24 protein-coding genes, 1 tRNA gene and 1 pseudogene are annotated in these 20,977 nt (G+C 66.8%); 13 read left to right on the top strand and 13 right to left on the bottom strand.

What is annotated here, in order from left to right:
- Positions 1-37: 37 nt before the first annotated feature.
- From SMN802W_RS0106620 to SMN802W_RS0106595, 6 genes are all read right to left on the bottom strand, one after another.
- The gene (locus tag SMN802W_RS0106620) at positions 38-1,753 is read right to left on the bottom strand and encodes a peptidoglycan D,D-transpeptidase FtsI family protein (RefSeq protein ID WP_019516117.1); all 1,716 of its coding nucleotides are present in this window, start codon (positions 1,751-1,753) and stop codon (positions 38-40) included.
- Entirely contained in the window at positions 1,750-2,436 is a 687-nt protein-coding gene (locus SMN802W_RS0106615; RefSeq protein WP_026325837.1) for a hypothetical protein, read from the bottom strand. The genes SMN802W_RS0106620 and SMN802W_RS0106615 overlap by 4 nt, the downstream gene beginning before the upstream one ends.
- Positions 2,430-3,380 carry a 16S rRNA (cytosine(1402)-N(4))-methyltransferase RsmH gene (rsmH, locus tag SMN802W_RS0106610; RefSeq protein ID WP_026325836.1) on the bottom strand — a complete coding sequence of 317 codons (951 nt, stop codon included), beginning with the start codon at positions 3,378-3,380 and terminating at the stop codon, positions 2,430-2,432. Before rsmH ends, SMN802W_RS0106615 begins: the two co-directional genes overlap by 7 nt.
- Before the next feature lie 8 nt (positions 3,381-3,388).
- Complete coding sequence (locus tag SMN802W_RS0106605; RefSeq protein WP_026325835.1) at positions 3,389-3,889, bottom strand: division/cell wall cluster transcriptional repressor MraZ; 501 nt, start codon at positions 3,887-3,889, stop codon at positions 3,389-3,391.
- Between the two features lie 343 nt (positions 3,890-4,232).
- Positions 4,233-4,520, bottom strand: a complete 288-nt coding sequence (locus SMN802W_RS0106600) for a hypothetical protein (RefSeq protein WP_019516113.1) — start codon at positions 4,518-4,520, stop codon at positions 4,233-4,235.
- 46 nt (positions 4,521-4,566) lie between these two features.
- Entirely contained in the window at positions 4,567-5,544 is a 978-nt protein-coding gene (locus SMN802W_RS0106595) for a cysteine synthase A (protein ID WP_019516112.1), read from the bottom strand.
- A 164-nt stretch (positions 5,545-5,708) separates the two neighbouring features.
- On the opposite strand from SMN802W_RS0106595, the gene SMN802W_RS0106590 reads away from it, so the two are divergent.
- The 3 genes from SMN802W_RS0106590 to aat are packed head-to-tail and all read left to right on the top strand — an operon-like array spanning position 5,709 to position 7,577.
- Positions 5,709-6,092 carry a hypothetical protein gene (locus SMN802W_RS0106590; RefSeq protein WP_026325833.1) on the top strand — a complete coding sequence of 128 codons (384 nt, stop codon included), beginning with the start codon at positions 5,709-5,711 and terminating at the stop codon, positions 6,090-6,092.
- Between the two features lie 52 nt (positions 6,093-6,144).
- Positions 6,145-6,852, top strand: a complete 708-nt coding sequence (locus SMN802W_RS0106585) for a ParA family protein (protein WP_019516110.1) — start codon at positions 6,145-6,147, stop codon at positions 6,850-6,852.
- Positions 6,852-7,577: a leucyl/phenylalanyl-tRNA--protein transferase gene (aat, locus tag SMN802W_RS0106580; RefSeq protein WP_019516109.1), complete on the top strand. Its 726-nt coding sequence runs from the start codon at positions 6,852-6,854 to the stop codon at positions 7,575-7,577. The genes SMN802W_RS0106585 and aat overlap by 1 nt, the downstream gene beginning before the upstream one ends.
- Before the next feature lie 35 nt (positions 7,578-7,612).
- On the opposite strand, the pseudogene SMN802W_RS18720 reads toward aat, so the two are convergent.
- The 4 genes and pseudogenes from SMN802W_RS18720 to SMN802W_RS16575 all read right to left on the bottom strand — a co-directional run.
- Positions 7,613-7,846: pseudogene (locus tag SMN802W_RS18720) on the bottom strand (DUF2155 domain-containing protein); the annotation flags it as partial.
- Between the two features lie 221 nt (positions 7,847-8,067).
- A complete protein-coding gene (locus SMN802W_RS0106570) occupies positions 8,068-8,463 on the bottom strand; it encodes an NADH:ubiquinone oxidoreductase subunit NDUFA12 (protein ID WP_019516107.1) in 396 nt (131 codons plus the stop codon).
- 39 nt (positions 8,464-8,502) lie between these two features.
- Positions 8,503-9,060: a cold shock domain-containing protein gene (locus SMN802W_RS0106565; protein WP_156818743.1), complete on the bottom strand. Its 558-nt coding sequence runs from the start codon at positions 9,058-9,060 to the stop codon at positions 8,503-8,505.
- A 94-nt stretch (positions 9,061-9,154) separates the two neighbouring features.
- Complete coding sequence (locus SMN802W_RS16575; RefSeq protein WP_019516105.1) at positions 9,155-9,631, bottom strand: regulatory protein RecX; 477 nt, start codon at positions 9,629-9,631, stop codon at positions 9,155-9,157.
- Between the two features lie 230 nt (positions 9,632-9,861).
- Between SMN802W_RS16575 and SMN802W_RS0106555 the strand changes: the two genes are divergently transcribed.
- The 3 genes from SMN802W_RS0106555 (at position 9,862) to SMN802W_RS0106545 (ending at position 14,165) form a co-directional block, all read left to right on the top strand.
- Positions 9,862-11,601, top strand: coding sequence for a fatty acyl-AMP ligase (locus tag SMN802W_RS0106555; protein ID WP_026325831.1), 1,740 nt, complete (start codon positions 9,862-9,864; stop codon positions 11,599-11,601).
- 124 nt (positions 11,602-11,725) lie between these two features.
- Entirely contained in the window at positions 11,726-14,032 is a 2,307-nt protein-coding gene (locus tag SMN802W_RS0106550; RefSeq protein WP_051083525.1) for a putative bifunctional diguanylate cyclase/phosphodiesterase, read from the top strand.
- A 56-nt stretch (positions 14,033-14,088) separates the two neighbouring features.
- Positions 14,089-14,165 (top strand) — tRNA-Trp (locus SMN802W_RS0106545).
- Positions 14,166-14,194: 29 nt separating this feature from the next.
- On the opposite strand, the gene SMN802W_RS0106540 is transcribed toward SMN802W_RS0106545, so the two are convergent.
- Together SMN802W_RS0106540 and SMN802W_RS0106535 are read right to left on the bottom strand one after the other, a co-directional pair.
- A complete protein-coding gene (locus SMN802W_RS0106540) occupies positions 14,195-14,449 on the bottom strand; it encodes a hypothetical protein (RefSeq protein ID WP_019516102.1) in 255 nt (84 codons plus the stop codon).
- A 71-nt stretch (positions 14,450-14,520) separates the two neighbouring features.
- Positions 14,521-14,931, bottom strand: coding sequence for an acyl-CoA thioesterase (locus SMN802W_RS0106535; RefSeq protein WP_019516101.1), 411 nt, complete (start codon positions 14,929-14,931; stop codon positions 14,521-14,523).
- 188 nt (positions 14,932-15,119) lie between these two features.
- Between SMN802W_RS0106535 and secE the strand changes: the two genes are divergently transcribed.
- The 7 genes from secE (at position 15,120) to SMN802W_RS18480 (ending at position 20,817) form a co-directional block, all read left to right on the top strand.
- Positions 15,120-15,347, top strand: coding sequence for a preprotein translocase subunit SecE (secE, locus tag SMN802W_RS0106530; protein ID WP_019516100.1), 228 nt, complete (start codon positions 15,120-15,122; stop codon positions 15,345-15,347).
- A gap of 20 nt (positions 15,348-15,367) precedes the next feature.
- Positions 15,368-15,904 (top strand): transcription termination/antitermination protein NusG, encoded by a 537-nt coding sequence (nusG, locus tag SMN802W_RS0106525; protein ID WP_019516099.1) that lies wholly within the window; start codon positions 15,368-15,370, stop codon positions 15,902-15,904.
- Positions 15,905-16,103: 199 nt separating this feature from the next.
- Positions 16,104-16,535 (top strand): 50S ribosomal protein L11, encoded by a 432-nt coding sequence (gene rplK / locus SMN802W_RS0106520; RefSeq protein WP_019516098.1) that lies wholly within the window; start codon positions 16,104-16,106, stop codon positions 16,533-16,535.
- 4 nt (positions 16,536-16,539) lie between these two features.
- Positions 16,540-17,232 carry a 50S ribosomal protein L1 gene (gene rplA / locus SMN802W_RS0106515; protein ID WP_019516097.1) on the top strand — a complete coding sequence of 231 codons (693 nt, stop codon included), beginning with the start codon at positions 16,540-16,542 and terminating at the stop codon, positions 17,230-17,232.
- A 259-nt stretch (positions 17,233-17,491) separates the two neighbouring features.
- Positions 17,492-18,811 (top strand): OmpP1/FadL family transporter, encoded by a 1,320-nt coding sequence (locus SMN802W_RS0106510; RefSeq protein ID WP_019516096.1) that lies wholly within the window; start codon positions 17,492-17,494, stop codon positions 18,809-18,811.
- A gap of 72 nt (positions 18,812-18,883) precedes the next feature.
- The gene (locus SMN802W_RS0106505; protein WP_019516095.1) at positions 18,884-20,053 is read left to right on the top strand and encodes an alpha-hydroxy-acid oxidizing protein; all 1,170 of its coding nucleotides are present in this window, start codon (positions 18,884-18,886) and stop codon (positions 20,051-20,053) included.
- Between the two features lie 485 nt (positions 20,054-20,538).
- Complete coding sequence (locus SMN802W_RS18480) at positions 20,539-20,817, top strand: TonB family protein (protein ID WP_162139998.1); 279 nt, start codon at positions 20,539-20,541, stop codon at positions 20,815-20,817.
- 21 nt (positions 20,818-20,838) lie between these two features.
- Here SMN802W_RS18480 and SMN802W_RS18820 read toward each other — a convergent pair whose 3' ends face one another.
- A complete protein-coding gene (locus tag SMN802W_RS18820; RefSeq protein WP_019516093.1) occupies positions 20,839-20,973 on the bottom strand; it encodes a hypothetical protein in 135 nt (44 codons plus the stop codon).
- Positions 20,974-20,977 lie beyond the last annotated feature (4 nt).

Genomic DNA, 20,977 nt, shown 5'->3' with positions numbered 1-20,977 from the left:
TCAACCGTCCAAGCTCGTTCAATCCCGACTCCGCCGTTCATTGGCCGCCGCTGGTCGGCGCGCGCGAGGGGTCCTGCCACAATGTCGGCAGAATGTCAGACACGTCAACGTCGCGGCGGTCATCCGGCGTTACGCCCAGCATCGCGCCGATGCGCGCGATCGTGCGCCCGACCACCGGCGCCGCGTTCCACGCCGCGGTCTTCCAGCCATAGGTCTCCTTGGTGCCGAGCGGCGAGTCGAGCATCGCGACGACGACGTAGCGCGGCGCATCCATCGGGAAGGCGGCGGCAAACGTCGCGACGTTGCGCGACCGGTCGTACCCGCCTGCGACCGCGGCCTCGGCGGTGCCGGTCTTGCCGCCGACGCGGTAGCCCGGCGCATCGCCCTTCCGCCCGGTGCCGCGCATCACGACCAGCCGCAGCATCTGGCGCATCCGCGCGCTGGTCCCCTCGCTGATGACGCGCCGTCCCGCCGCCTGGTGACCCGGCGCGACCTTCAGCAGCGTCGCCGGGCGCCACGTACCGCCGTTCACCAGCGCGGCATAGGCGCTGGCGAGATGCAGCGGGGTCACCGCGATGCCGTGGCCGTAGGCGGTGGTCATCGTCGTGGTCCGCGCCCAGTAGCTCGGCAGCAGCGGGCGCCCCTTTTCGCGCAATTCGATGTCGGGCGGGGTGTCGAAGCCCATCTTCTTGAACATCGCCTGCATCCGCGCCGGCCCGACCTCATCGGCGACGCGTGCGGTCGCGACGTTGGAGGAATAGATAAGCGTCTCCGCCATGTTGAGCCAGCGTTTCGGGTCACCGCGCTCGTCATGGATCGTGAAGCGGCCGACCTGCAGCGGATGCGTCGCATCAAACCGCCGCTGCATCGACGTCACGACGCCGTTGTCGATCGCGGTCGCCATCGTGATCGGCTTGAAGGTGGAGCCGAGTTCGAACACGCTCTGCGTCGTCACGTTGCGTAATTCGTCCGTTCCGGCGCGTCCGACGCGGTTCGGATTGAACGTCGGCAACGACACCATTGCGATCACCTCGCCGGTCGCGACATCGAGCACGATCCCGCCGCCGCCGCGCGCGGAGAAGGTCGTCATCGCACGGCCGAGCTCGCTTTCCATCGCCGCCTGTGCGCGACTGTCGATCGACAGCTGGACCGGCTTCGCCTCGGTCGCGGGATTGGTCAGCCGCTCGTTCAGCGCGCGCTCAATCCCGCTCATGCCCGTGCCGTTGCTGATGAAGCCGAGCACGTGCGCGGCAAGCGAGCTTTGCGGGTACAGGCGCTGCGTCTCGCGCTCGAAGACGATGCCCGGCTCTCCGATCGCATTCACCGCCTCGACCAGCGCGGGGCTGGCGCGGCGGTTGAGATAGGCGAAGCTCGACCGCTTGGTGAGCTGCGCATAGAACCACGCCTGGTTGCCGCGATCCGGCATCAGGTCGGCGAGACGCTGCGCGATCTCGGTCGGGTCGCCGATCAGCTTGCGCGGGTGCACCGCGATCGTCCAGGCGTCGATCGTCCGCGCGAGCGGCTGGCCGTTGCGGTCGACGATGTCGCCGCGCGGCGCGGTCAGCTTGTTGGCGACATCCTCACCGCCGCTCGACAGCACGCCGAGCAGGAACAGCCGCGCGATCACCGCCAGCACGCCGGCGGCGAACAGCAGCATCAGCACCATCAGCCGCATGTGCTGCGTCGCGACCAGCGCGTGGCGCTGTTCGACGTTGCGTGTTTGTCTGATCGGACGCGCGACCAGCGTGGTCACCGCAAGCGGCTCCGCTCCGCGCGTGCGCCGCTTGCCAGATCGCCGAGCGTGCCGGCACTCAGCAGCGAATTGTCGACCATCGCAACCGATCGGACGTTCCGGTCGACGCGAGGTCGCTCGTCGGCGTGAGCGATCGCCTGCCGGATCAGCACGCGCGCGGCCGCCACGGCGGGAGCCGGTCGCGCCGCGGGCGTTGCCGGCACGACATGGGCGATGCGGACGGCATCGTAGCGCGGCGCGCTGACGGGCTTGTTGATCACCGCCTTGACGATTGTCGGTGCGGCGTTGCTGCTCGATGCGGGTGGCGCAACGGTCAGCGGCGAAGACGGCACAATCAGCGACGCGGTCTGCACGCCGCCGGACTGGCCCGGCTTAAGCGGCGTCATGTCGCGCGGCGACAGGCTGGCGAGCGTCGTCTCGTCACGAACGAACTGCTGCGTGGTCGGCACCGTCAGCGCCAGCGTGTTGCCGTTCCAGCGCTCGAGCTGGACCAGGTTCGCGCGCACGTCGAACTCGGTCTCGAGTGCGCGGATGTCGCGCTCTGCGCCCGCGATCTTGACGTCGACCTGCTGCAATCGCTTTCGCTCGGCCGCGACCTGCGACGACACAAGGTAGAAGCCGATCGCGACCAGCGCGCAGCTCGACAGCCACCCGAGCCCTTTCAAGCGGTACAATGCTACCACGACACGTCTCCAACACGCTGAACAGATGCCGCGGTACGCCGCGCGGCACGAAGGGTCGCGGAGCGCGCGCGCGGGTTCGCTGCGAGCTCCGCCTCGCCCGCGCGGATCGCGCGGGACAGATTGTCGAACGCCGCGGGCAGCGGCGACGCCGCCATCGGCAGGTGACGCGATCCCGCGGGCGCAGCCCCGCCACGCTCGCGCAGGAAACGCTTCACCATGCGATCCTCCAGGCTGTGGAAGCTGACCACCGCCAAACGACCGCCCGGTGCCAGCACGCGCTCGGCAGCGGCGAGACCGTCGGCCAACTCATCGAGCTCGCGATTGATGTGTATGCGCACCGCCTGGAACGCACGCGTCGCGGGATCCTTCTTCTCGTGCGGACGGTGGCCCAGGGCGCGGCGGACGACGGCAGCGAACTGCGCCGTCGTGGCGAGCGGGCGTGCGGCGACGACCGCGCGTGCGACCCGCCGCGACTTGGGCTCATCGCCGTAGCGGTAGAGTATGTTGGCGATCTCTTCCTCATCGGCGGCATTGAGGAAATCGGCTGCGCTCGGCCCATCCTGGCTCATCCGCATATCGAGCGGACCGTCGGCCTGGAACGAGAAGCCGCGCGCGGCCTGATCGAGCTGCATCGAGGAGACGCCGATATCCATCGTCACACCGTCGACCGGCAGCTTGCCATGTTCCGCCAGCGCCCGCTCCATCGTCGAAAAGTCACCCGCGATCAGCGTCAGCCGCGACTCGGCAGCCTCGAGCGCACGGCCGGCAGCGATCGCATCAGGGTCGCGATCGAACGCGATCACCTCCGCGCCGGCGGCGAGCAGCGCGCGCGTATAACCGCCGGCACCGAAGGTCGCATCGACGTGGCGCTCGCCCGGCGTAGGGGAAAGCGCGGCGATCACCTCAGCGAGCAAAACGGGGATATGCGGGGATTGCTCACTCACGCCGCCAGTCACAGGGCGATCCCCTTTTCCTCGCAGGTGAATTCAACGAACTCGCGGATGAACGGATCGACGTCGTCGTTCTCGAGCATTAGCGCCGGCGACCAGATCGTGATCCAGTTGAACGAGCCGAGGAACACCGCCGCGCCGCCGATCCGCGCATAGCGACGCTCGAACGCAGGCATGATGAAGCGGCCGGACCCGTCGAACGGCAGCGGTTCCGCTGCACCGGCGCGATCGAGGATGTTCCAGTCGGTGCGACCGTCCTTCAGCTCACCCGCAGCCTCCCGCGCCTCCAGCTTCGCCTTGTGAATCGGCACGAAGCCGGGATCGTAGGCGATCAGGCAACGGTAATGCGGATGCGCCGCGATGATGACGGTGCCACCATCCTTGCCATCGTCGCGCGGGCTGTTCTTCGCGAGCGCGGCGCGCAGGCTATTGGGAATCGCGACACGGCCCTTGTCATCGACAAGACCAAGCCCCTTTCCCTGATAGTCCACCCGTTCGGCCACGCTCACCTCGCACTCGGGGCACAAGGCCGCGCTGCCCGCCGAACGACCATCGCCGTCCGCCGCTCATGCCTGCCTGTTTACAACGTTGGTGCTGCCCCCAATGTCGATATTGATGTAGCGCAAGCTAGCTGGGAGCGGAAGGGATTTCCGGGGAAATCCGGGGAAATTGTAAAAGTGTTTGGAGTGACGTGGTTGCCGTGCAACACCGCGGCAAAGTTCTTGTTTTGTTCGTTGCTGAATGGTTGATATCGGTTAGCAAGCTCCAAGTTGGGAAAGGAGTTTTGTCTTATCTGCTCCCACTCGGATCGCCACCCGCGCGCTTGCCTTCTTACGCGCCACCGTATCAACGAGGGTTTGCAGGGCCCGTGCTGTTGGCGATGCTGGGCGTAACACCGAGTTCGGCGAGCGGCTCGTTCCCGGCGGTCGGTGCGGGGACCGGAGCGCCCGCGCGCGTGATGACCTCGCCACGCGCACCCGTTACCGGCGGTAGTGGACGCTCACGCGAGACGGTGGAAAAGATCGCGCTGGCCAAGCCGATCAGCAGTACCACGGCCGCAAGCCCGATCATGCCGACGCGTACGCGCTGGCGCGCCTGATCGGCCAGATAACGGGGGTTGCTTTGCTGCTTCATTTGACCACAGCATCATAACGGATCGCCGCGCGTGTGTCGAACCGCGTCATGCGGCGCGGTGCAGCCCTTTCGCCTCCAGCCACGCCGGATTGTACAGCGTCGAGAGATAGCGAAATCCGGTGTCGCACAGGATCGTTGCGATCCTCTTGCCCGGGCCGAGATGCCGGGCGAGCCGAACCGCACCGGCGACGTTGATCCCCGACGACAGCCCGAGGCACAGGCCCTCTTCGCGCAGCAGCCGGTCAACCCAGTCCAGGCCCTCCTGATCGGAGATGCGGAACTGCGTGTCGATCGGCGCGCCCTCGAGATTGGCGGTGATCCGCCCCTGGCCGATGCCTTCGGCGACCGACGACCCTTCCGAGCGCAACTCTCCGTGCGCATAATAATCGTAGAGCGCGGCGCCGTGCGGATCGCTGAGCGCGATGCACACCTGCTCGTCCTTCGCCTTCAGTCCCAGCCCGACGCCCGCGATCGTGCCGCCGGTGCCCGCCGCGCAGGTGAAGCCATCGACGCGGCCGCCCATCTGCGTCCAGATTTCCTCGGCCGTGCCGGTGATGTGCGCGCGGCGATTGGCGATGTTGTCGAACTGATTGGCCCAGACGGCGCCCGGCGTTTCCTCGGCAATGCGACGCGAGGTGTGCACGAAGTGGCACGGCGACGAATATGGTGCAGCGGGCACCGTCACCAGTTCCGCCCCTAGTGCGCGCAGCGTGTCCATCTTCTCCTTCGATTGCGTGTCGGGCATGACGATGATCGTGCGATAGCCCTTGGCATTCGCCACCAGTGCCAGACCGATGCCGGTGTTGCCCGCGGTGCCCTCCACGATCGTGCCGCCGGGTGCGAGCAGGCCGCGCTCCTCGGCATCCGCCACGATCGACAGCGCGGCGCGATCCTTCACGCTCGCACCCGGATTGGCGAACTCGCACTTGCCGAAGATGTCGCATCCGGTCGCCGCGCTGGGTCCGGCCAAGCGGACCAGCGGGGTGTTGCCGATCAGGGACAGGGTGTTGGGGGTCGTATCCATCGCAACCACATAGGTGGTGTTTCGGTGATCCCGCAAGCAAGCCTAGCTTGTCAGCGGCGTAGCGATGACCGTCGCCCCCAAGCCGGTGGCCGTTCGTATTTTTATGTCGCAGCGCGGCACGGAGCTTGACCTATTATGCCGCATGCGCGAAGCGCCGCCGCGCTATGGTAAACCGCCTCCTCCTCCCCGCCGTCGCCGCTTCGCTGTTCGCTCTTGCGGCCTGCAACTCCAAGTCGCCCGAAGTGGTCGATACCAACCCCGATCCCATGGCCGCCAACCTCGCCAAGGCCGCTCCGGTCGAGCTGCCGCCCGCGATCAAAGCGGACAAGACGATGCGCTGCAAGGACAGCAGCCTGGTCTACGTCACCTTCTTCCAGGGCGACAAGCAGGCGGTCGTGCGCACCAAAAAGGATGGCGCGCCGGTCACGCTGAAGACGGCGGAGGCGGGCAAGCCGCTGACCGCGGACGGTGGCTGGTCGATGACCGGCGACACGACCGAGATCAAGCTGACGCAGCCCGGCAAGTCGGCACTTTCCTGCCACGCCTGATCGCGCCGCCCCGCTTGTCATCGTGCCGCGCCGGGCCTAACCAGCACGGCCGATGGCGACGATCGCGATCTACAGTCTGAAAGGCGGCGTCGGAAAATCGACGCTCGCTGCCAATCTCGCCTGGTGCGCCGCGACACGCTCGTCGCGGCGCACCTTGTTATGGGATCTCGACCCGCAGGCCGCCTCCAGCTGGATGCTGGGAGAGGATGGCGGTGGCGAACGCGCCCATGCCGTCTTCTCGCGCGACGTACCGCCGTCGCGACTGATCCGGGTGACCACGATCGAACGGCTCGATCTGCTGCCCGCCGATGCCTCGCTGCGCGACCTCAACCACTTGTTTCGCACGGTGGCGAAGAAGCGGCGGCTCGCGCGCTTGCTGAATGACCTGGGCGACCATGAGCGTGTCATCCTCGACTGTCCGCCCGGCCTAACCGAAACCGCGGACCAGGTCGCGCGCGCCGCGGACCTGATCGTCGTGCCTGTCGTTCCCTCCGCCTTGTCGGAGCGTGCGTGGGGCGAGGTGGACCGGCATCTGGGTGGACGAACGCACACGTTGCCGGTGCATGTCATGGTCGACCGCCGCCGCGCGCTGCATCTGGAGGCGCTGGCGCGCCATCCCGACTGGCCGGTCGTGCCGATGGCGAGCGTGGTGGAAAGCGCCGCCACCGCGCGCCGCTGCGTCGGCGAGGTCGCGCCGCGCAGCCTGGCGGCTGGCGCCTTTGACGAATTATGGAAGAGGATCGAGAAACGTCTCGTTTGATGTTCGAGCCGCTCGACCCCGCCCTGGTGCTCGGTGCCTATTCGGTCGGCGTGTTCCCGATGGCGGACAGTCGCGATGCGCGCAGCGTGTATTGGGTCGAGCCCCGCCGCCGCGCGATCTTGCCGCTGGACGGCTTCCATCTCGCCCGGTCGCTGCGCAAGGTCGTGGTAGCGGATCGCTTTCGGGTCACCGCCGATCGCGCGTTTAAGCAAGTGCTGCAACTGTGCGCCGAAAGCGCCGCGGATCGCCCCGAGACATGGATCAATCGCTCGATCGAGGACGCCTTCACCAAGCTGCACGCGATGGGCCACGCGCACTCGGTCGAATGCTGGATCGGCGACGAACTCGTCGGCGGGCTCTACGGCCTGGCGATCGGACGAGCGTTCTTTGGTGAAAGCATGGTCAGCCGCGTGACCGACGCGTCGAAGGTCGCGATCGCCGCGCTGGTCGCGCGATTACGCGCGGGCGGATACATGCTGCTCGACTGCCAGTTCATGACGCAGCACCTCGCCACGTTGGGCGCGGTGGAAGTCAGCCGCGGCGATTATATGGCGTTGCTGGCCTCGGCGCTGGGCGGCTCGGGCGATGCATCGGAGTCGGTCGCGGGTGACGGCGACTTCGGCGCGATCGACCGTTTGGCTGTTGCGGCCGGCGACGATGTCGATGTCGGCGCAGGGCCTGTTCCGGGGAAGCTCATCGCGCAGCTTTTGATCCAGACATCGTAGACCGGGTGCAGCACGACGTTCAGCTGCGGCCGCTCCTTGTAGAGCCAGCCCGAGAAAACGCGCTGCCAATGCCGGTCGACATTCTGCACGTCGAGCTGGACGAACCCGCCGGTCAGCGTCTGCTGCTCCCACGGCGCGGTCTGTTCGCACGCCGACAGGCGCACGATCACGTCGCCGACGCGCACCGCCTGGCCGGGCTTCAACGTCAGATCGCGGCTGACGCCGTTGCGCTTGTTGAGCAAGCCGATCACCGCGACGCGCTTGGCCATCGGCGTCGTGCCCGCGTCTGTCGGGCCGCCCGCGCCGGTTTCGACCACTTCGGACGCGCCTTCGGCGTCGGCTGCGGAAGGGCGAGCGGCCGCCGGAACCGTACGCGTCACGCGGGCCTGCGCCGGCGCTACGGCGGAACCAGACCGATGATCGAAGCCGTACCATGCCGCGCCGGCACCGGCGACCAGGACCATCAGGCCGCCGATCGCGGCCGCGCGGTTCACGCGTCGGGGCTCCACGCCTCATAATCGCCGGTTGCGGAGGCACGATGCCCCCCCTTCTCCAGCGCGCCCGACGGCCGGTAGGCATAAGCGGTACCGGTCATGTTGGGAACCGCAGGCTTCTGCCACTGACGCGGCGCAGGCAGCGATTGATCGGGCACGTCGGCGATCTGATGATGCAGCCAGCTGAACCAATCGGGCGGAACGCGGCTGGTGTCGTTCGCACCCTTGTAGATGACCCAACGACGCGTGGTCCCCTGCGGCGTGCTGCCACCCTCCCAATAGGTGTTGCCCAGACCATCCTCGCCGACCTGACGCTTGCCGCGCAGGCCGTAGATCATGGTGCCGATCGTTGCGCCATTCCACCAGGTGAACGGATTGAGATTGATGCCCATCGCGCCCCGCTTACCGCCGTGCCGGGATCGGGTAAACGGCTATTCGCGTGAGGCGGTCGCCGCGACGGCGACGGCAAGCGGGCCTTTGCGTCCGTCGACGATGCGCGCGCGCAACGGCTGATCGGGCTCGACCTCGCCCACTCCGGCGCGGCGTAGCGTCTCCATATGGACGAAAATGTCGCCGGCCACGTCGATCCGGTTCAGAAAGCCATAGCCTTTCAGCCGGTTGAACCATTTGACCGTGACGTCCTGCCAGTCGTCGTCGTCATCGATCATCGTCTCCGGATCGATCCGGTCGCGGTCGCGCTCGCGCACCAACGTCGCTGCCGCCGCCACGTCGATCGTGTGAACGACGCTCGCCTGGAAACCGCGGGCACGTCGGACCGCCGACACCTCCATCCGCGTACCCTCCGGCAAGGTGCGGCGGTTGTGGTCGTGCAGCACGGAAAAGTGGATCAGCACATCGCCGACCGCGGGATCGTCCGCGACGAGGAAGCCGAAGCCGCGCGTCGCATCGAACCACTTCAGCGTTCCGGCGACCGCCAGCGCCTCGCCCTCGTCACCGAGTGCGCGCGCGTGTTCATCCCCGTCGGCCAAGGCCGCTTGCTCCGGCACCGTCGCTTTACACTCCCGCCCGCGCACGCAGCGTTCATCATGCGCCGCACAATGATTGGTAAATTTCACGCGGGCGTCAATCGTCGATGGCGTCGTCTGCGTCAGTCAATCGTACGATTTTGGCGGAGATCGTGAAGGAATGCCCTGCCCGAAGCATCGCGGCGAGCTGGCGGCGGTGCTGATCCTCGTCGACGGGCTGGGTCGCGAACGGCCCGATCCGCTTGCGCCGGGCAAAGGCGAGCGCGTGATCGAGCGCCCCGTCGCGAACCTGATCCAGCGCGCCTTCGGCATCCGCAGCGCCGACGCGCGCGGCGTGCAGCGCGACGGTGATCCGGCGCTCGCCATAGCCGCGCCGCGCGAGCGAGGCGCTTTTCATCTCGGCGTAGCCGCGATCGTCGACATAACCGAGTTCGGCGAAGCGCGCCGCGATCTCCGTTACCTCGATCGCCTCTCCCTGCCAGCCGCGTTCGCGGATCTTGCGGCGAAGGTAATCGCTCAGTTTGCCCTGTGTGGTCGCGAACCGCTCAACATAGCGGAGCGCCAGCGCTTCCAACGCGGCACGATCAAGCGGAGGTGGTATTCGGCGTTCCCGGCGAGCGTCCGCCGCCGGTGCGTCGTCACCGCCGTCCGTGCGCTCGTTCCGGCGCGTCCTGCCCTTCCATGCGTTCACGCCTTGATTGTGCCACACTAGGGTCGGAGGATGGAAGCATGGGTTTGAATGCCCGTTCGATACCGCCCTTGATCCATGCACGTGCGCGATGCGCCGCGACAGGACCGACGTGAATGACCAGTGACCTCGCCCCAATGCAGCCGACCCCGACCACCGATGCACTGCCGCGCCGGTTCTCCGACTTCGGCACACTGGGCGAAGCGCTGGACTATGCCGCGCAAGGGGCACGGGGACTGAACTTCCATGACGCGCGCGCCACGCTGGTGCGCGTCTATTCCTACACCCGGCTGCGCGACGATGCGCGCGACACTGCGTTCCGGTTGATCGCCGCCGGGGTCGCGCCGGGCGACCGCGTCGCGCTGGTCGCGGAGACGAGCGCGGAGTTCGCGCAATTGTTCTTCGGCACCGTGCTGGCCGGCGCATGGCCGGTGCCACTGCCGCTGCCGACCTCGTTCGGCGGACGCGATTCGTATATCGACCAGCTGCGCAATCAGCTGTCGAGCTGCGATCCGCGCATGCTGATCTACCCGGCCGAGCTCGAGCAGATGGCGGGAGCGGCGGCGGAAGCGGAAGGCGTTTCGGGGGTCGACTGGAGCGAGTTGCTGTCTCGTCCCCCGACCGAAACGGCACTGCCGACGGCAAGCGCCGACGATATCTGCTACCTGCAATATTCGAGCGGTTCGACCCGGTTTCCGCACGGCGTCGCGATCACGCACCGCGCGCTCCTGAGCAACCTCGCCGCGCATGCGCACGGCATGGAGATCGGCGACACGGATCGCTGCGTGTCGTGGCTGCCGTGGTACCACGACATGGGGCTGGTCGGCTGCTTCCTGTCGCCGATGGCGAACCAGGTCTCGACCGATTATCTGAAGACCGAGGATTTCGCGCGGCGGCCGCTTTCATGGCTCGACCTGATCAGCCGGAACGAGGGCACCACCCTCTCCTACTCGCCGACGTTCGGCTACGACATCTGCGCACGCCGGATTTCCAGCCAGACCAAGGCATCTGACCGCTTCGACCTGTCGCGCTGGCGCGTTGCCGGCAATGGCGCGGACATGATCCGGCCCGACGTCATGCAGGCGTTCGTCGACGCGTTCCACAGCGCCGGCTTCAATGCGGGCGCGTTCCTGCCGAGCTATGGGCTGGCCGAGGCGACACTGGCGGTGTCGCTGATGCCGCCGGGCGAGGGTATCCGTGTCGAGCTGGTCGAGGAGACCGAGCTGTCGGGTATGAGCCATGGCGAGGATCGCCCGCAGCGTTACCGCGCGATCGTCAATTGCGGCAGGCCGGTACGCGACATGCAGGTCGAGGTGCGCGAGGAGGACGGCACGCCGCTGCCAGACGGGGCGATCGGCAAATTGTGGTGCCGCGGCCCGTCGGTGATGGTCGGTTATTTCCGCGATCAGGCGGCGACCGACGCCTGCCTGGTCGACGGCTGGCTCGACACCGGCGACATGGCGTACATGTCCGGCGGTTACATCTATATCGTCGGCCGCGCCAAGGACATGATTATCATCAATGGTCGCAACCATTGGCCGCAAGATATTGAATGGGCGGTGGAACAGCTCCCCGGATTCAAGGCGGGCGATATCGCCGCCTTTGCGATCACGACGCCGGGTGGCGAGGAAACGCCGGCGGTGCTGGTGCAATGCCGCAGCTCCGATGACGGCGAGCGGACGCGGCTGCGCGACGAGATCCGCGATCGCGTCCGCTCGGTCACCGGCATGAACTGTGTCGTCGAGCTGATCCCGCCGCGCACGCTGCCGCGCACGAGCTCGGGCAAGCTCAGCCGCGCCAAGGCGCGCAATCTGTACCTCGCCGGTGAGATCAAGCCGTACGATATCGCGGCGTAAGTTGCGACGCGTCCGGGTAGCGATGCAAGAGCGGTCGGGCCTAAACCTTTAATCAACCCGTCCCGGCTATGGCAGGGTCGTGCCGTCTGCCCCGCCCTTGTCATCGACGCCGATCGCGCCGGGCATGCTGCTCGGCTGGCGCGATGGCGATGATGCGCGTACCTGGGCGCAGGTGCGTGCGGCACAGCTCCGGGCGGTACGAAGCCGGACGTTGCTGCTCCTGGTCGCTCATCTGGCGACGGTCGCGATCGTCACGCTGGCGTTACTCCCGGCGATCGCACCGCTCAAGGTTGCCGCGCTCGCGGGCGTTCTGGTCGCCGTGTCGAGCGGCGTTGCATGGCGACGCTGGCGCGCTGCTGACGCGATCGCGACCGTGCCGCTACGCCGTCGTTTCGTCGCGGCAGCCATGGATGCCATGCTGCTCGCGCTTGCGTGGACGATCGCGGCTTCGCTCTTTGCCGCCGCCACCGACACGCTCACGCAACTGACGCTGTGGACCAGCATGGCGGTGCTGATGACCGCAACGACGTTGGCGCTCGCGCCGCTGCTGCTGGCAACGCTGGTATTCCTCTGTACGTTGACGGTGGGCCTCGCGGCGCCGCTGATTTCCGCACACGCTTATCTGCCGCTCGGCTCGTTTACCGCGCTGGCCGGATTGCTGATCGTCGCCTCCTGGTCGCGTGCGCGCGGGTTCATGGCCCTCATGCTCGCCGAATCGACCGTGGCTGAGCGTGACGAGACGGTAAGCCTGCTATTGCGCGAATTCGAGATTGCGCGCGCCGACTGGCTGTGGGAGATCGACGCGTCGCGGCGTATCGTTCACGCCGGCCAGCGGTTCGCCGATGCCTGCCACCTGAGCCCCGCAGCAATGAACGGCCTGCCCTTCCTTCAGGTGCTCGCCGGCCCGACATGGGAAGGCGGCAACTTCTCCGCCGGGCTTCGCAAGCTGGCCGACAAGCTCAAGCAGCGCGAGAGTTTCCGCGACCTCGTGCTGCCGATCGTGATCGACGCAGAGGAACGTTGGTGGGAGATCGCCGCCAGTCCGCGGCATGATGCGGAGGGCGTTTTTTTGGGGTTTCGCGGGGTTTGCTCGGACGTGACCGAGCAGCGCGCCACGACCGATCGGATCCATCGCATGGCGCGGTTCGACACGCTGACCGGTCTGCCCAACCGATTGAACATCAACGAAGCGTTGTCGCGAGCGCTGACCGATGCGGAACGCTGGCGCGCGCGCGCCGCGTTCATGATGATCGACCTGGATCGCTTCAAGGCGGTCAACGACACGCTCGGCCATCCGGTCGGCGACCGGCTGCTGGGGCGCGTATCCGAGCGGCTGGGCCAGTTGATGAGCGACAACGAACTGATAGGGCGGCTGGGCGGCGACGAGTTCGCGGTGGTGGTGCGCGACGCCTCCGATCCGCAGCGGGTCGAACGGCTCGCCCGCACGATCATCGAGACGTTGTCGCGCCCGTATGAGGTCGACCACCACACCTTGTATATCGGCGCGTCGGTCGGCGTCGCGACCAGCCCGCGCGACGGCCGCACCGCGGAAACGCTGATCCGCTCGGCCGATCTGGCGTTGTACCGCTCGAAGGACCGCGGCGGTGGCGTGTTCCACGCGTACGAGCCGCAGTTGCACGCCGACGCGGAGGAGCGGCGCGTGCTGGAACTGGAGCTACGCCAGGCGCTCGAACAGGGACAGCTGTCGCTTCATTATCAACCGGTTGTTGATACCGGCGCCGGACAGTTGCGCGGGTTCGAGGCGTTGCTGCGATGGAATCATCCGCGGCTGGGCGTGGTCGCACCGAGCAAGTTCATCGCGATCGCGGAGGAAACACGCTTGATCGCGCCGATCGGCGAATGGGTTGCGCGGACCGCCTGCGCGGAAGCGGCGCGTTGGCCGGGCGAGCTGCGGATCGCCGTCAACGTTTCGCCTGAGCAGCTGACCAATCCCAATTTCGTGACCGTGATCGCCTCCGCGCTGGCGCAAAGCCGGTTGGCGCCGCAGCGGCTCGAGCTGGAAGTCACCGAGGGCGTATTCATGCGCGAAGGCATGGGTGCCGCGCGCGTGCTCGAGCAGGTGCTCGACCTGGGCGTCAGGCTTAGCCTCGACGATTTCGGGACAGGGTATTCGTCACTTGGTTATCTCAGCCGTACGCGTTTCTCGTCGATCAAGATCGACCGCAGCTTCGTCGTGTCGGCGGCCCAAGGCGTGGCGGAGCCGCTGGCGATCATCCGCGCGGTCGTGGCGCTCGCGCGCAGCCTGGGCATGAGCACGATTGCCGAAGGTGTGGAGACCGAGACGGAACTGGCGCTGGTACGCGAGCTCGGCTGCACCAACGTCCAGGGACATTATTTCGGACGCGCCGTTCCGGTCGAGGAAGCGCGCGACATGATCCGCCGCAGTCTGGCCAAGGCACGCGCCGCGTGAGACGACGATCTGCGGTTGACGAAAGCGCGCGCTTTGGCCAATAGCCGCAGCCGCACAGGGGTGTAGCTCAGTTGGTTAGAGCGTCGGTCTCCAAAACCGAAGGCCCTCGGTTCGAGTCCGAGCTCCCCTGCCACTTCAGCAACAGCAGTGACGACCCTAGCATCAGCCAAGCGTGCTGATGTAAACCTCGCCCGCACAATGCTCGGCCGCCCAGGCGAGCCCGGCAGCTTCCGCGTCATCGTAACGATCATAGGGTTCGCTGCCGATCAGCGAGACAGACTCGGCCTCATCGGTATCGCCGCATGCCATCAGCGCAGTGGCATTCAGGTCGAAGCGACCGTCGGCGCGCTGCTCGATCGCGACGCAATCGGCCTCGGGCGGCGCGGTCTTCCCTAAGGGCAGTCGGATGATGTGCATACGGGCCTCTTCGCTGATCCAGGTCGATCCGCAGGCGGAACGTCCATCCGGTACGAAGGTGCCCGACGCGATCAGACCTTCGCGTCGGAGGGGAAGAAATGCTGCACGATCTCGCGCGCGAGCCGTGCGGGGCGAAGCGTGTCGGCATCAAGGCAGCACCAGCTCGACTTCACTTCGGCGAGCACGTCCTCGCCGCGCCGGATCACGGTTTCATAGAAGGCGCGCGCGCCCTGAACCTTCTCCAGCAGCACCGTCGCGACGACGTCGTCGCCGAGGAAGGTGGGCTTCAGGTAGGTGATCTCATGCTTCAGCGCGACCCACAGGTGCTGCGCCACCGCCTCTGCCGGCGCAAGCGCGCGCCAGTGGTCGATCACCGCCTCCTGCACCCATTTGAGATAGCTGGCATTGTTGACGTGCCCCATGAAGTCGATGTCGGTCGGATCGATGCCGATCGGAAAGCGATGAGGGGACGCGGTGTTCACACAGTTGCTATACGCTTCTCCGCGTCGGATCACCAACGCAAAGGCGGCAACACGCGACAGCGTTTCTTGGCAGCCGGTCGCTCCAGCCACCCTTGTGTTTGCGCGCCCTTGCCGCTAAGTCCCGCCCACATCCGACAGCACGGACGGTTCTTCACCGCTACCTTGAGCGAGGCAGCGGTGGAAAGCTTATGCCGGGCGATATCGAAGGTTCAACACGCGTGGCGAAGACGACCCCGATCGAATTCATCAACCAAGTTCGCGCCGAAACCGCGAAGGTGGTGTGGCCCACGGGCCGCGAAACGGTGATGACGGGCGTGATGGTCGTCATCATGACGACGATCTTGGCGCTGTTCTTCCTCGGGGTAGATTCGGTGTTCAACGCGGTCGTCAAGGCGCTGTTGAGCCTGGCCAAGTAAAGGGCGGAACGCACAACACGATGTCACGCTGGTACATCATCCACGCCTATTCGGGTTTCGAGGGCAAGGTTCGCGATTCGATCATGGCGGAGGCGCAGCGCCTCGGCCTGGAGCAGCTGGTCGAACAGATCGAGGTTCCGACCGAGACGGTGACAGAGGCGCGTCGCGGCAAGAAGATCGCGGTCGAGCGCAAGTTCATGCCGGGCTATGTGCTCGCCAAGCTGGCGATGACCGACGACGTCTACCATCTGGTGCGTAACACGCCCAAGGTCACGGGCTTCCTCGGTTCGTCGGGCAAGCCGCAGGCAATCTCGGAAGCCGAGGCCGCGCGCATGCTCAACTCCAAGGAGGAAGCAGCCGCCGCGCCGAAGCAGAAGGTCAAGGTCGATTACGAGATCGGCGACGCGGTCAAGGTGCTCGAAGGCCCGTTCGCGAGCTTCAACGGTACGGTCGAGGAACTCGATTTCGACCGCAGCCGCGTCAAGGTGTCGGTGTCGATCTTCGGTCGATCCACGCCGGTGGAGTTGGAGTTCGATCAGGTCGAGCGCAGCAAGTAAGCGGAGGCTTATGCGCGATCAGCGCTCGACCGGCCAGCCTCGGCACCGCCGAGGACTGACGACACGGGATTGACTCCCGTGTCGGCCTCCACGTTCAGGAGGCCACAATAAATCACCCGGTCGACCAGGTCGACCAGTGACAAGCCCGCGGGAGGCACCTTTCAGGCGCCGCTACCACCGCTAAACTGAAGAGAGTGACATGGCGAAAAAGATCACAGGTTACATCAAGCTGCAGGTGCCCGCGGGCTCCGCAAACCCGTCGCCGCCGATCGGCCCGGCGCTGGGTCAGCGCGGCGTCAACATCATGGAATTCTGCAAGGCGTTCAACGCGCAGACCGCCGACATGGAAAAGGGCTCGCCCCTCCCCACCGTCATCACCGTCTACGCCGACCGCTCGTTCTCGTTCATCACGAAGACGCCGCCGGCGACCTTCCTGATCAAGAAGGCCGCCAACCTCAAGTCGGGCTCGAAGGAGCCGGGCAAGGTGTCGGCCGGAAAGATCAAGCGCTCGGCGCTGGTCGAGGTCGCGCAGGCGAAGATGAAGGATCTGAACGCCAACGACATCGAAGCGGCGACGAAGATCATCGAAGGCTCGGCCCGCGCGATGGGCCTCGAAGTGGTGGAGGGCTGAGCTCGTGACCAAGCTGACCAAGAAGCAGAAGACCTGGACGATCGACGCCGAGAAGCTGCACGCGATCGATGAAGCGATCGGTCTGGCGAAGACCAACGCCACGTCGAAGTTCGACGAGACGATCGAGGTTGCGCTGAACCTGGGCGTCGACCCGCGTCACGCCGACCAGATGGTGCGCGGTGTCGTCACCCTGCCCGCGGGCACCGGCAAGACGGTGCGCGTCGGCGTGTTCGCGCGCGGTCCGAAGGCCGACGAGGCGCGCGCCGCGGGTGCGGACGTGGTCGGCGCCGAGGACCTGATGGAGGAAATCCAGGGCGGCAAGATCGAGTTCGACCGCTGCATTGCGACCCCCGATATGATGGGCGTCGTCGGTCGCCTGGGCAAGGTGCTGGGTCCGAAGGGCCTGATGCCGAACCCGAAGCTGGGCACGGTCACGATGAACGTCGCGGAAGCCGTGAAGGCTGCCAAGGGCGGTCAGGTCGAGTACCGCGTCGAAAAGGCCGGCATCATCCACTCGGGGATCGGCAAGGCGTCGTTCGCGCAGGAAGACCTGCGTCGCAACTTCGACGCGCTGATCGATGCGGTGGTCAAGGCCAAGCCGTCGGGCGCCAAGGGCAAGTACGTCAAGAAGGTCGCCGTGAGCTCATCGATGGGTCCCGGGATCAAGGTCGACGTGGCGGAAATCGCCGGCGCGTAGGCGCTGCGGCATTGCCGAGACGATCAAGGGGTCGGAAGCATCACGCTTCCGGCCCCTTTTTCGTGGGTGACAACAGCTCGGCGACCGGAAGGCACCCGGCTGTGGTTCGTGTGCCACAATGCCTGTGCGAACGTGCAGCCATCCACCTCAAGCAGCGCTGCGAAGGCGGAAAGGGTTTGTAGCACTGACCTTTCTTCGCTAGCCGACGCGCCCCGGCAGCGACGCGGTCGCGCCGCTTATCCTTGGAGTGTCAGCGCGCATGTTCTCGCGTTTCCAGATTTCCGCGGTCGTCTCGGCCGTTCTCGCCTCCTCCGCCTGCGCAGGCGTCGCGCATGCGCAGGCATTCTACCTGCAGGAACAGTCCGCACGCGCCGCGGGTCGCGCTTTTTCGGGTGAGGTCGCCGACACCGGCGCGGCCTCCTTGTGGTGGAACCCGGCCGCGATCGCAGGCAGCACCGATGCCGAGGCCGCGGTGAGTGCAGCGGCGATCCTGCCGCGCGGCAAGGTCGTCGACAACGGCACGCTGATCCGCCGCCCCTCGCTGCCCGGTCTGCCCGCACAGACGTTTGCGCCGGTCGGCGGCAACGCGGTATCGCGCAATCCGATCAACAACGGCGTGCTGCCCTCGGGGGCGTTCGCGCTGCCGCTGAACGATCGCGTCGCGCTGGGGCTTGCGGTGACGTCGCCGTACAGCTTCACGACCAATTACGAGACCGGCAGCTGGGCACGCTACGGTGCCGACCGTACGCACCTCCTCACGATCGACATCCAGCCGGGTATCGCGGTGGCGGTCACCGACTGGCTGCGCGTGGGCGGTGCGGCGAACGTCGAATATACCGATGCGAGCCTCAGCAACGCATTGCCCAACGTGCTCGCCTCGCTGCCCGACGGCAGCCAGAAGCTCAAGGGCGATGGCTGGGATCTGGGCTGGACTGCCGGGTTCCAGATGCACAACGCGCACACCACGGTGGGCTTCAGCTACAAGTCGGCGATCAAGCACACGCTGAAGGGTGACCTGACGATCAGCGGCCTCGTCGGTCCGCTCGCCGGATCGAACACCGAGTTGTCGGGGGTCAAGGCGCGCTTCTACACTCCCGCGCAGATCATCCTGGGCGTACGCCAGCGCGCGGGCAATGCGCTGACGCTCAACGGGCAGGTGATCCGCTATACCTGGGACAAGTTCGACGCGATCCGTCTGGGCGCGCCGCTCAACACCGCGCTGCCGGAGAATTATCGCAACACGTGGAGCTACGCCGGCGGGCTCGACTATGCCGCCTCGCCGAAGCTGACGCTGCGTGCGGGCGTGCAGCGTGCGATCACGCCGACGCGCGACGGCGAGCGCGACCCGCGTGTGCCCGATGCCAATCGCTGGAACTATGGCGGCGGCCTGTCCTACCAGCTCAGCGCGCGCTTAGGCATCGATGCGGCGGCAAACTACGTCGATTTCGAAAACGAGACAATCGATCGCGTGACCGCCGCCTATGTCGGCACGGCGGCGCAAACGCCGGTAGTGACCAACGGCCGGCTTGAGGACGCCCATGCAGTGGTGCTGTCGCTGGGCGGACGCTTCACCTTCTGATGTGACAACGGCGCGGCTCGACAAGGGCCGCGCCGCTGCGCCATGCTGCTCTCCAAATCAGGAGAGGTCAGCGTGGCGCAGTTCGGCGATTTCCAAAACGCGATCTATTATGCGGGTCTGTCGGGCGTGCAGCCGGCGTGGCCGGTCGATTTCGCGACGTTGAAAGCCCGTGCCGAGGCCGCGATGCCGCCATCGGTGCTCAATTATGTTCAAGGCGGCTGCGGCGACGAGTGGACGCAGGATGAGAATGCGCATGCGTTCCGCCACTGGGGCATGGTGCCGCGGATGATGGTCGACTGCACGGCGCGTGTCCTGTCGACGCAGGCGTTCGGGATGACGCTCGCCTCGCCGCTGTTCATGGCGCCGATCGGGGTGACCGGCATCTGCACGCAGGATGGCCACGGCGACCTCGCCGCTGCGCGCGCAAGTGCGGCAACCGGCGTTCCGCTGACAGCGTCGACGTTGTCAAACGACACGCTGGAGGACGTGCACGCCGCCTGCGAAGCGACGCCGGCGATGTTCCAGCTCTACACCCCGCGCGACAAGGATGTGGCGGCGAGCCTTGTCTCACGCGCCGAGGCCGCCGGGTACAAGGCGATCGTCGTCACGCTCGACACCTGGGTGACCGGCTGGCGACCGCGCGACCTGAACGTGTCGAACTTTCCGCAACTACGCGGGCACGTGCTGCAAAATTACTTCAACGATCCCGCCTTCCATCGCCTGCTCGCCAAGCCGCCCGAAGAAGACCTTCGCGCCGCGATCGGCACCTGGGGGGCGACGTTCGGCAAGGTGCTGACGTGGGACGACATGCCGTGGCTGAAGTCGCTGACGACCTTGCCGATCGTGCTGAAGGGCATCTGCCACCCCGACGATGCGCGCCGCGCGATCGATACCGGCGCGGACGGCATCTACGTGTCGAACCATGGCGGGCGGCAGGCTAACGGCGGAATCGCTGCGATCGACATGCTGGGGCCGGTCGCGGAAGCGGTCGCCGGGCGCGTGCCGGTGCTGTTCGACAGCGGCGTCCGGTCGGGCACCGATGTGATCAAGGCGGTCGCGCTCGGCGCCGACCTGGTCGGAGTCGGGCGGCCGTACAGCTACGGCCTTGCGCTGGGCGGTGCGGACGGCTGCGCGCACGTGCTGCGCGCGATCCTGGCCGAAGCCGACCTGTTGATGGCGGTCAACGGGCTGCCGACGCTCGACGCAGTGCGCACGGCGGGGGCGGTGCGGACCGATCGCTGAGGCGGGGAATACGCGCTCGTCGCGTCCGGTACCGGCTACGCTGGACGACCGTTTCGCGCTATCGTGCAGCCATGGTCGCTAATGGACGCGAGCGCGCGATCAGCGCCAGCGCGGTGACGGCACTGCACGCAGGGCTCCTCTGGTTCATCCTGCACGCAAGTGCTCCGCTACCGGTGATCGCGCCCGATCGAACGCTCACGACGTTCGACGTCGTCCCGCCAGCGCCGCCGTCTGAGCGCTCTCGGATGCGGCCATCGCCTTCGCGAACGAAAGTGAATGGCCGCGCAGGCGCCAAGGCAGAGCGAAGCGCCGTTGTAGCACCGGTCGCGATCATTTCTCCACCCGTTGAGCAGTTCGCGCCGCTCCTCCCGCAGCAAGGCATTGCATCGGACGCCGGCACGGCCTCGGCTGGTGGCGGGACCGGCGCGGGCGTAGATGGCACCGGATCAGGTATGGGAGCCGGTGACGAGAACGGATCAGGGGGCATGCGGGCGCGGCTGATCGCGGGGACGATCACGCCGCGCGACTATCCCAAGCAGGAGCGCGCCGCCAGGATCGGCGGCAGCGTGACGGTGTCGTTCGAGGTCGGAGCGGACGGCCGGGCACGCGGCTGCGTCGTGACCGGGACGAGCGGAAACACCGCGCTCGACACGACGACCTGCCGGCTGGTCGAGGCGCGGTTTCGCTACGCCCCCGCGCGTTCAGCCGGAGGCGTGCCCGTCAGCGAGCAGCGCGGCTGGCGGCAGCGCTGGTGGCTGGAGTGATCGGCGAAAGCCGATCGGGACTCATCGGATCAGCAGTTCGCCCAGGAACACCATCGCGCTCGCCGTGGCTTGCGCAAAGATGATCGCGGCGGCCGACAGGCCAAGGGCCGCGGCGGCGATGCCGCCTGTGTGCTGGACTTGCTTGATCGTGGTCATGTGG

Source organism: Sphingomonas sp. Mn802worker (genome assembly GCF_000382485.1).
GTDB lineage: Bacteria > Pseudomonadota > Alphaproteobacteria > Sphingomonadales > Sphingomonadaceae > Sphingomonas.
This window is presented reverse-complemented; position numbering and strand designations above follow the sequence as displayed.

What these genes read in the sequence shown, in the direction of transcription:
- SMN802W_RS0106510 (WP_019516096.1), top strand. Translation starts at nt 17,492, where the DNA reads ATGTTCTCGCGTTTCCAGATTTCCGCGGTCGTCTCGGCCGTTCTCGCC.
- SMN802W_RS0106555 (WP_026325831.1), top strand. Translation starts at nt 9,862, where the DNA reads ATGACCAGTGACCTCGCCCCAATGCAGCCGACCCCGACCACCGATGCA.
- SMN802W_RS0106600 (WP_019516113.1), bottom strand. Translation starts at nt 4,520, where the DNA reads ATGAAGCAGCAAAGCAACCCCCGTTATCTGGCCGATCAGGCGCGCCAG.
- nusG (WP_019516099.1), top strand. Translation starts at nt 15,368, where the DNA reads ATGTCACGCTGGTACATCATCCACGCCTATTCGGGTTTCGAGGGCAAG.
- SMN802W_RS18480 (WP_162139998.1), top strand. Translation starts at nt 20,539, where the DNA reads ATGCGGGCGCGGCTGATCGCGGGGACGATCACGCCGCGCGACTATCCC.
- SMN802W_RS18820 (WP_019516093.1), bottom strand. Translation starts at nt 20,973, where the DNA reads ATGACCACGATCAAGCAAGTCCAGCACACAGGCGGCATCGCCGCCGCG.
- rplK (WP_019516098.1), top strand. Translation starts at nt 16,104, where the DNA reads ATGGCGAAAAAGATCACAGGTTACATCAAGCTGCAGGTGCCCGCGGGC.
- SMN802W_RS0106590 (WP_026325833.1), top strand. Translation starts at nt 5,709, where the DNA reads ATGGTAAACCGCCTCCTCCTCCCCGCCGTCGCCGCTTCGCTGTTCGCT.
- SMN802W_RS0106570 (WP_019516107.1), bottom strand. Translation starts at nt 8,463, where the DNA reads ATGGGCATCAATCTCAATCCGTTCACCTGGTGGAATGGCGCAACGATC.
- aat (WP_019516109.1), top strand. Translation starts at nt 6,852, where the DNA reads ATGTTCGAGCCGCTCGACCCCGCCCTGGTGCTCGGTGCCTATTCGGTC.
- SMN802W_RS0106595 (WP_019516112.1), bottom strand. Translation starts at nt 5,544, where the DNA reads ATGGATACGACCCCCAACACCCTGTCCCTGATCGGCAACACCCCGCTG.
- SMN802W_RS0106585 (WP_019516110.1), top strand. Translation starts at nt 6,145, where the DNA reads ATGGCGACGATCGCGATCTACAGTCTGAAAGGCGGCGTCGGAAAATCG.
- secE (WP_019516100.1), top strand. Translation starts at nt 15,120, where the DNA reads ATGCCGGGCGATATCGAAGGTTCAACACGCGTGGCGAAGACGACCCCG.
- SMN802W_RS0106540 (WP_019516102.1), bottom strand. Translation starts at nt 14,449, where the DNA reads ATGCACATCATCCGACTGCCCTTAGGGAAGACCGCGCCGCCCGAGGCC.
- SMN802W_RS0106550 (WP_051083525.1), top strand. Translation starts at nt 11,726, where the DNA reads ATGCTGCTCGGCTGGCGCGATGGCGATGATGCGCGTACCTGGGCGCAG.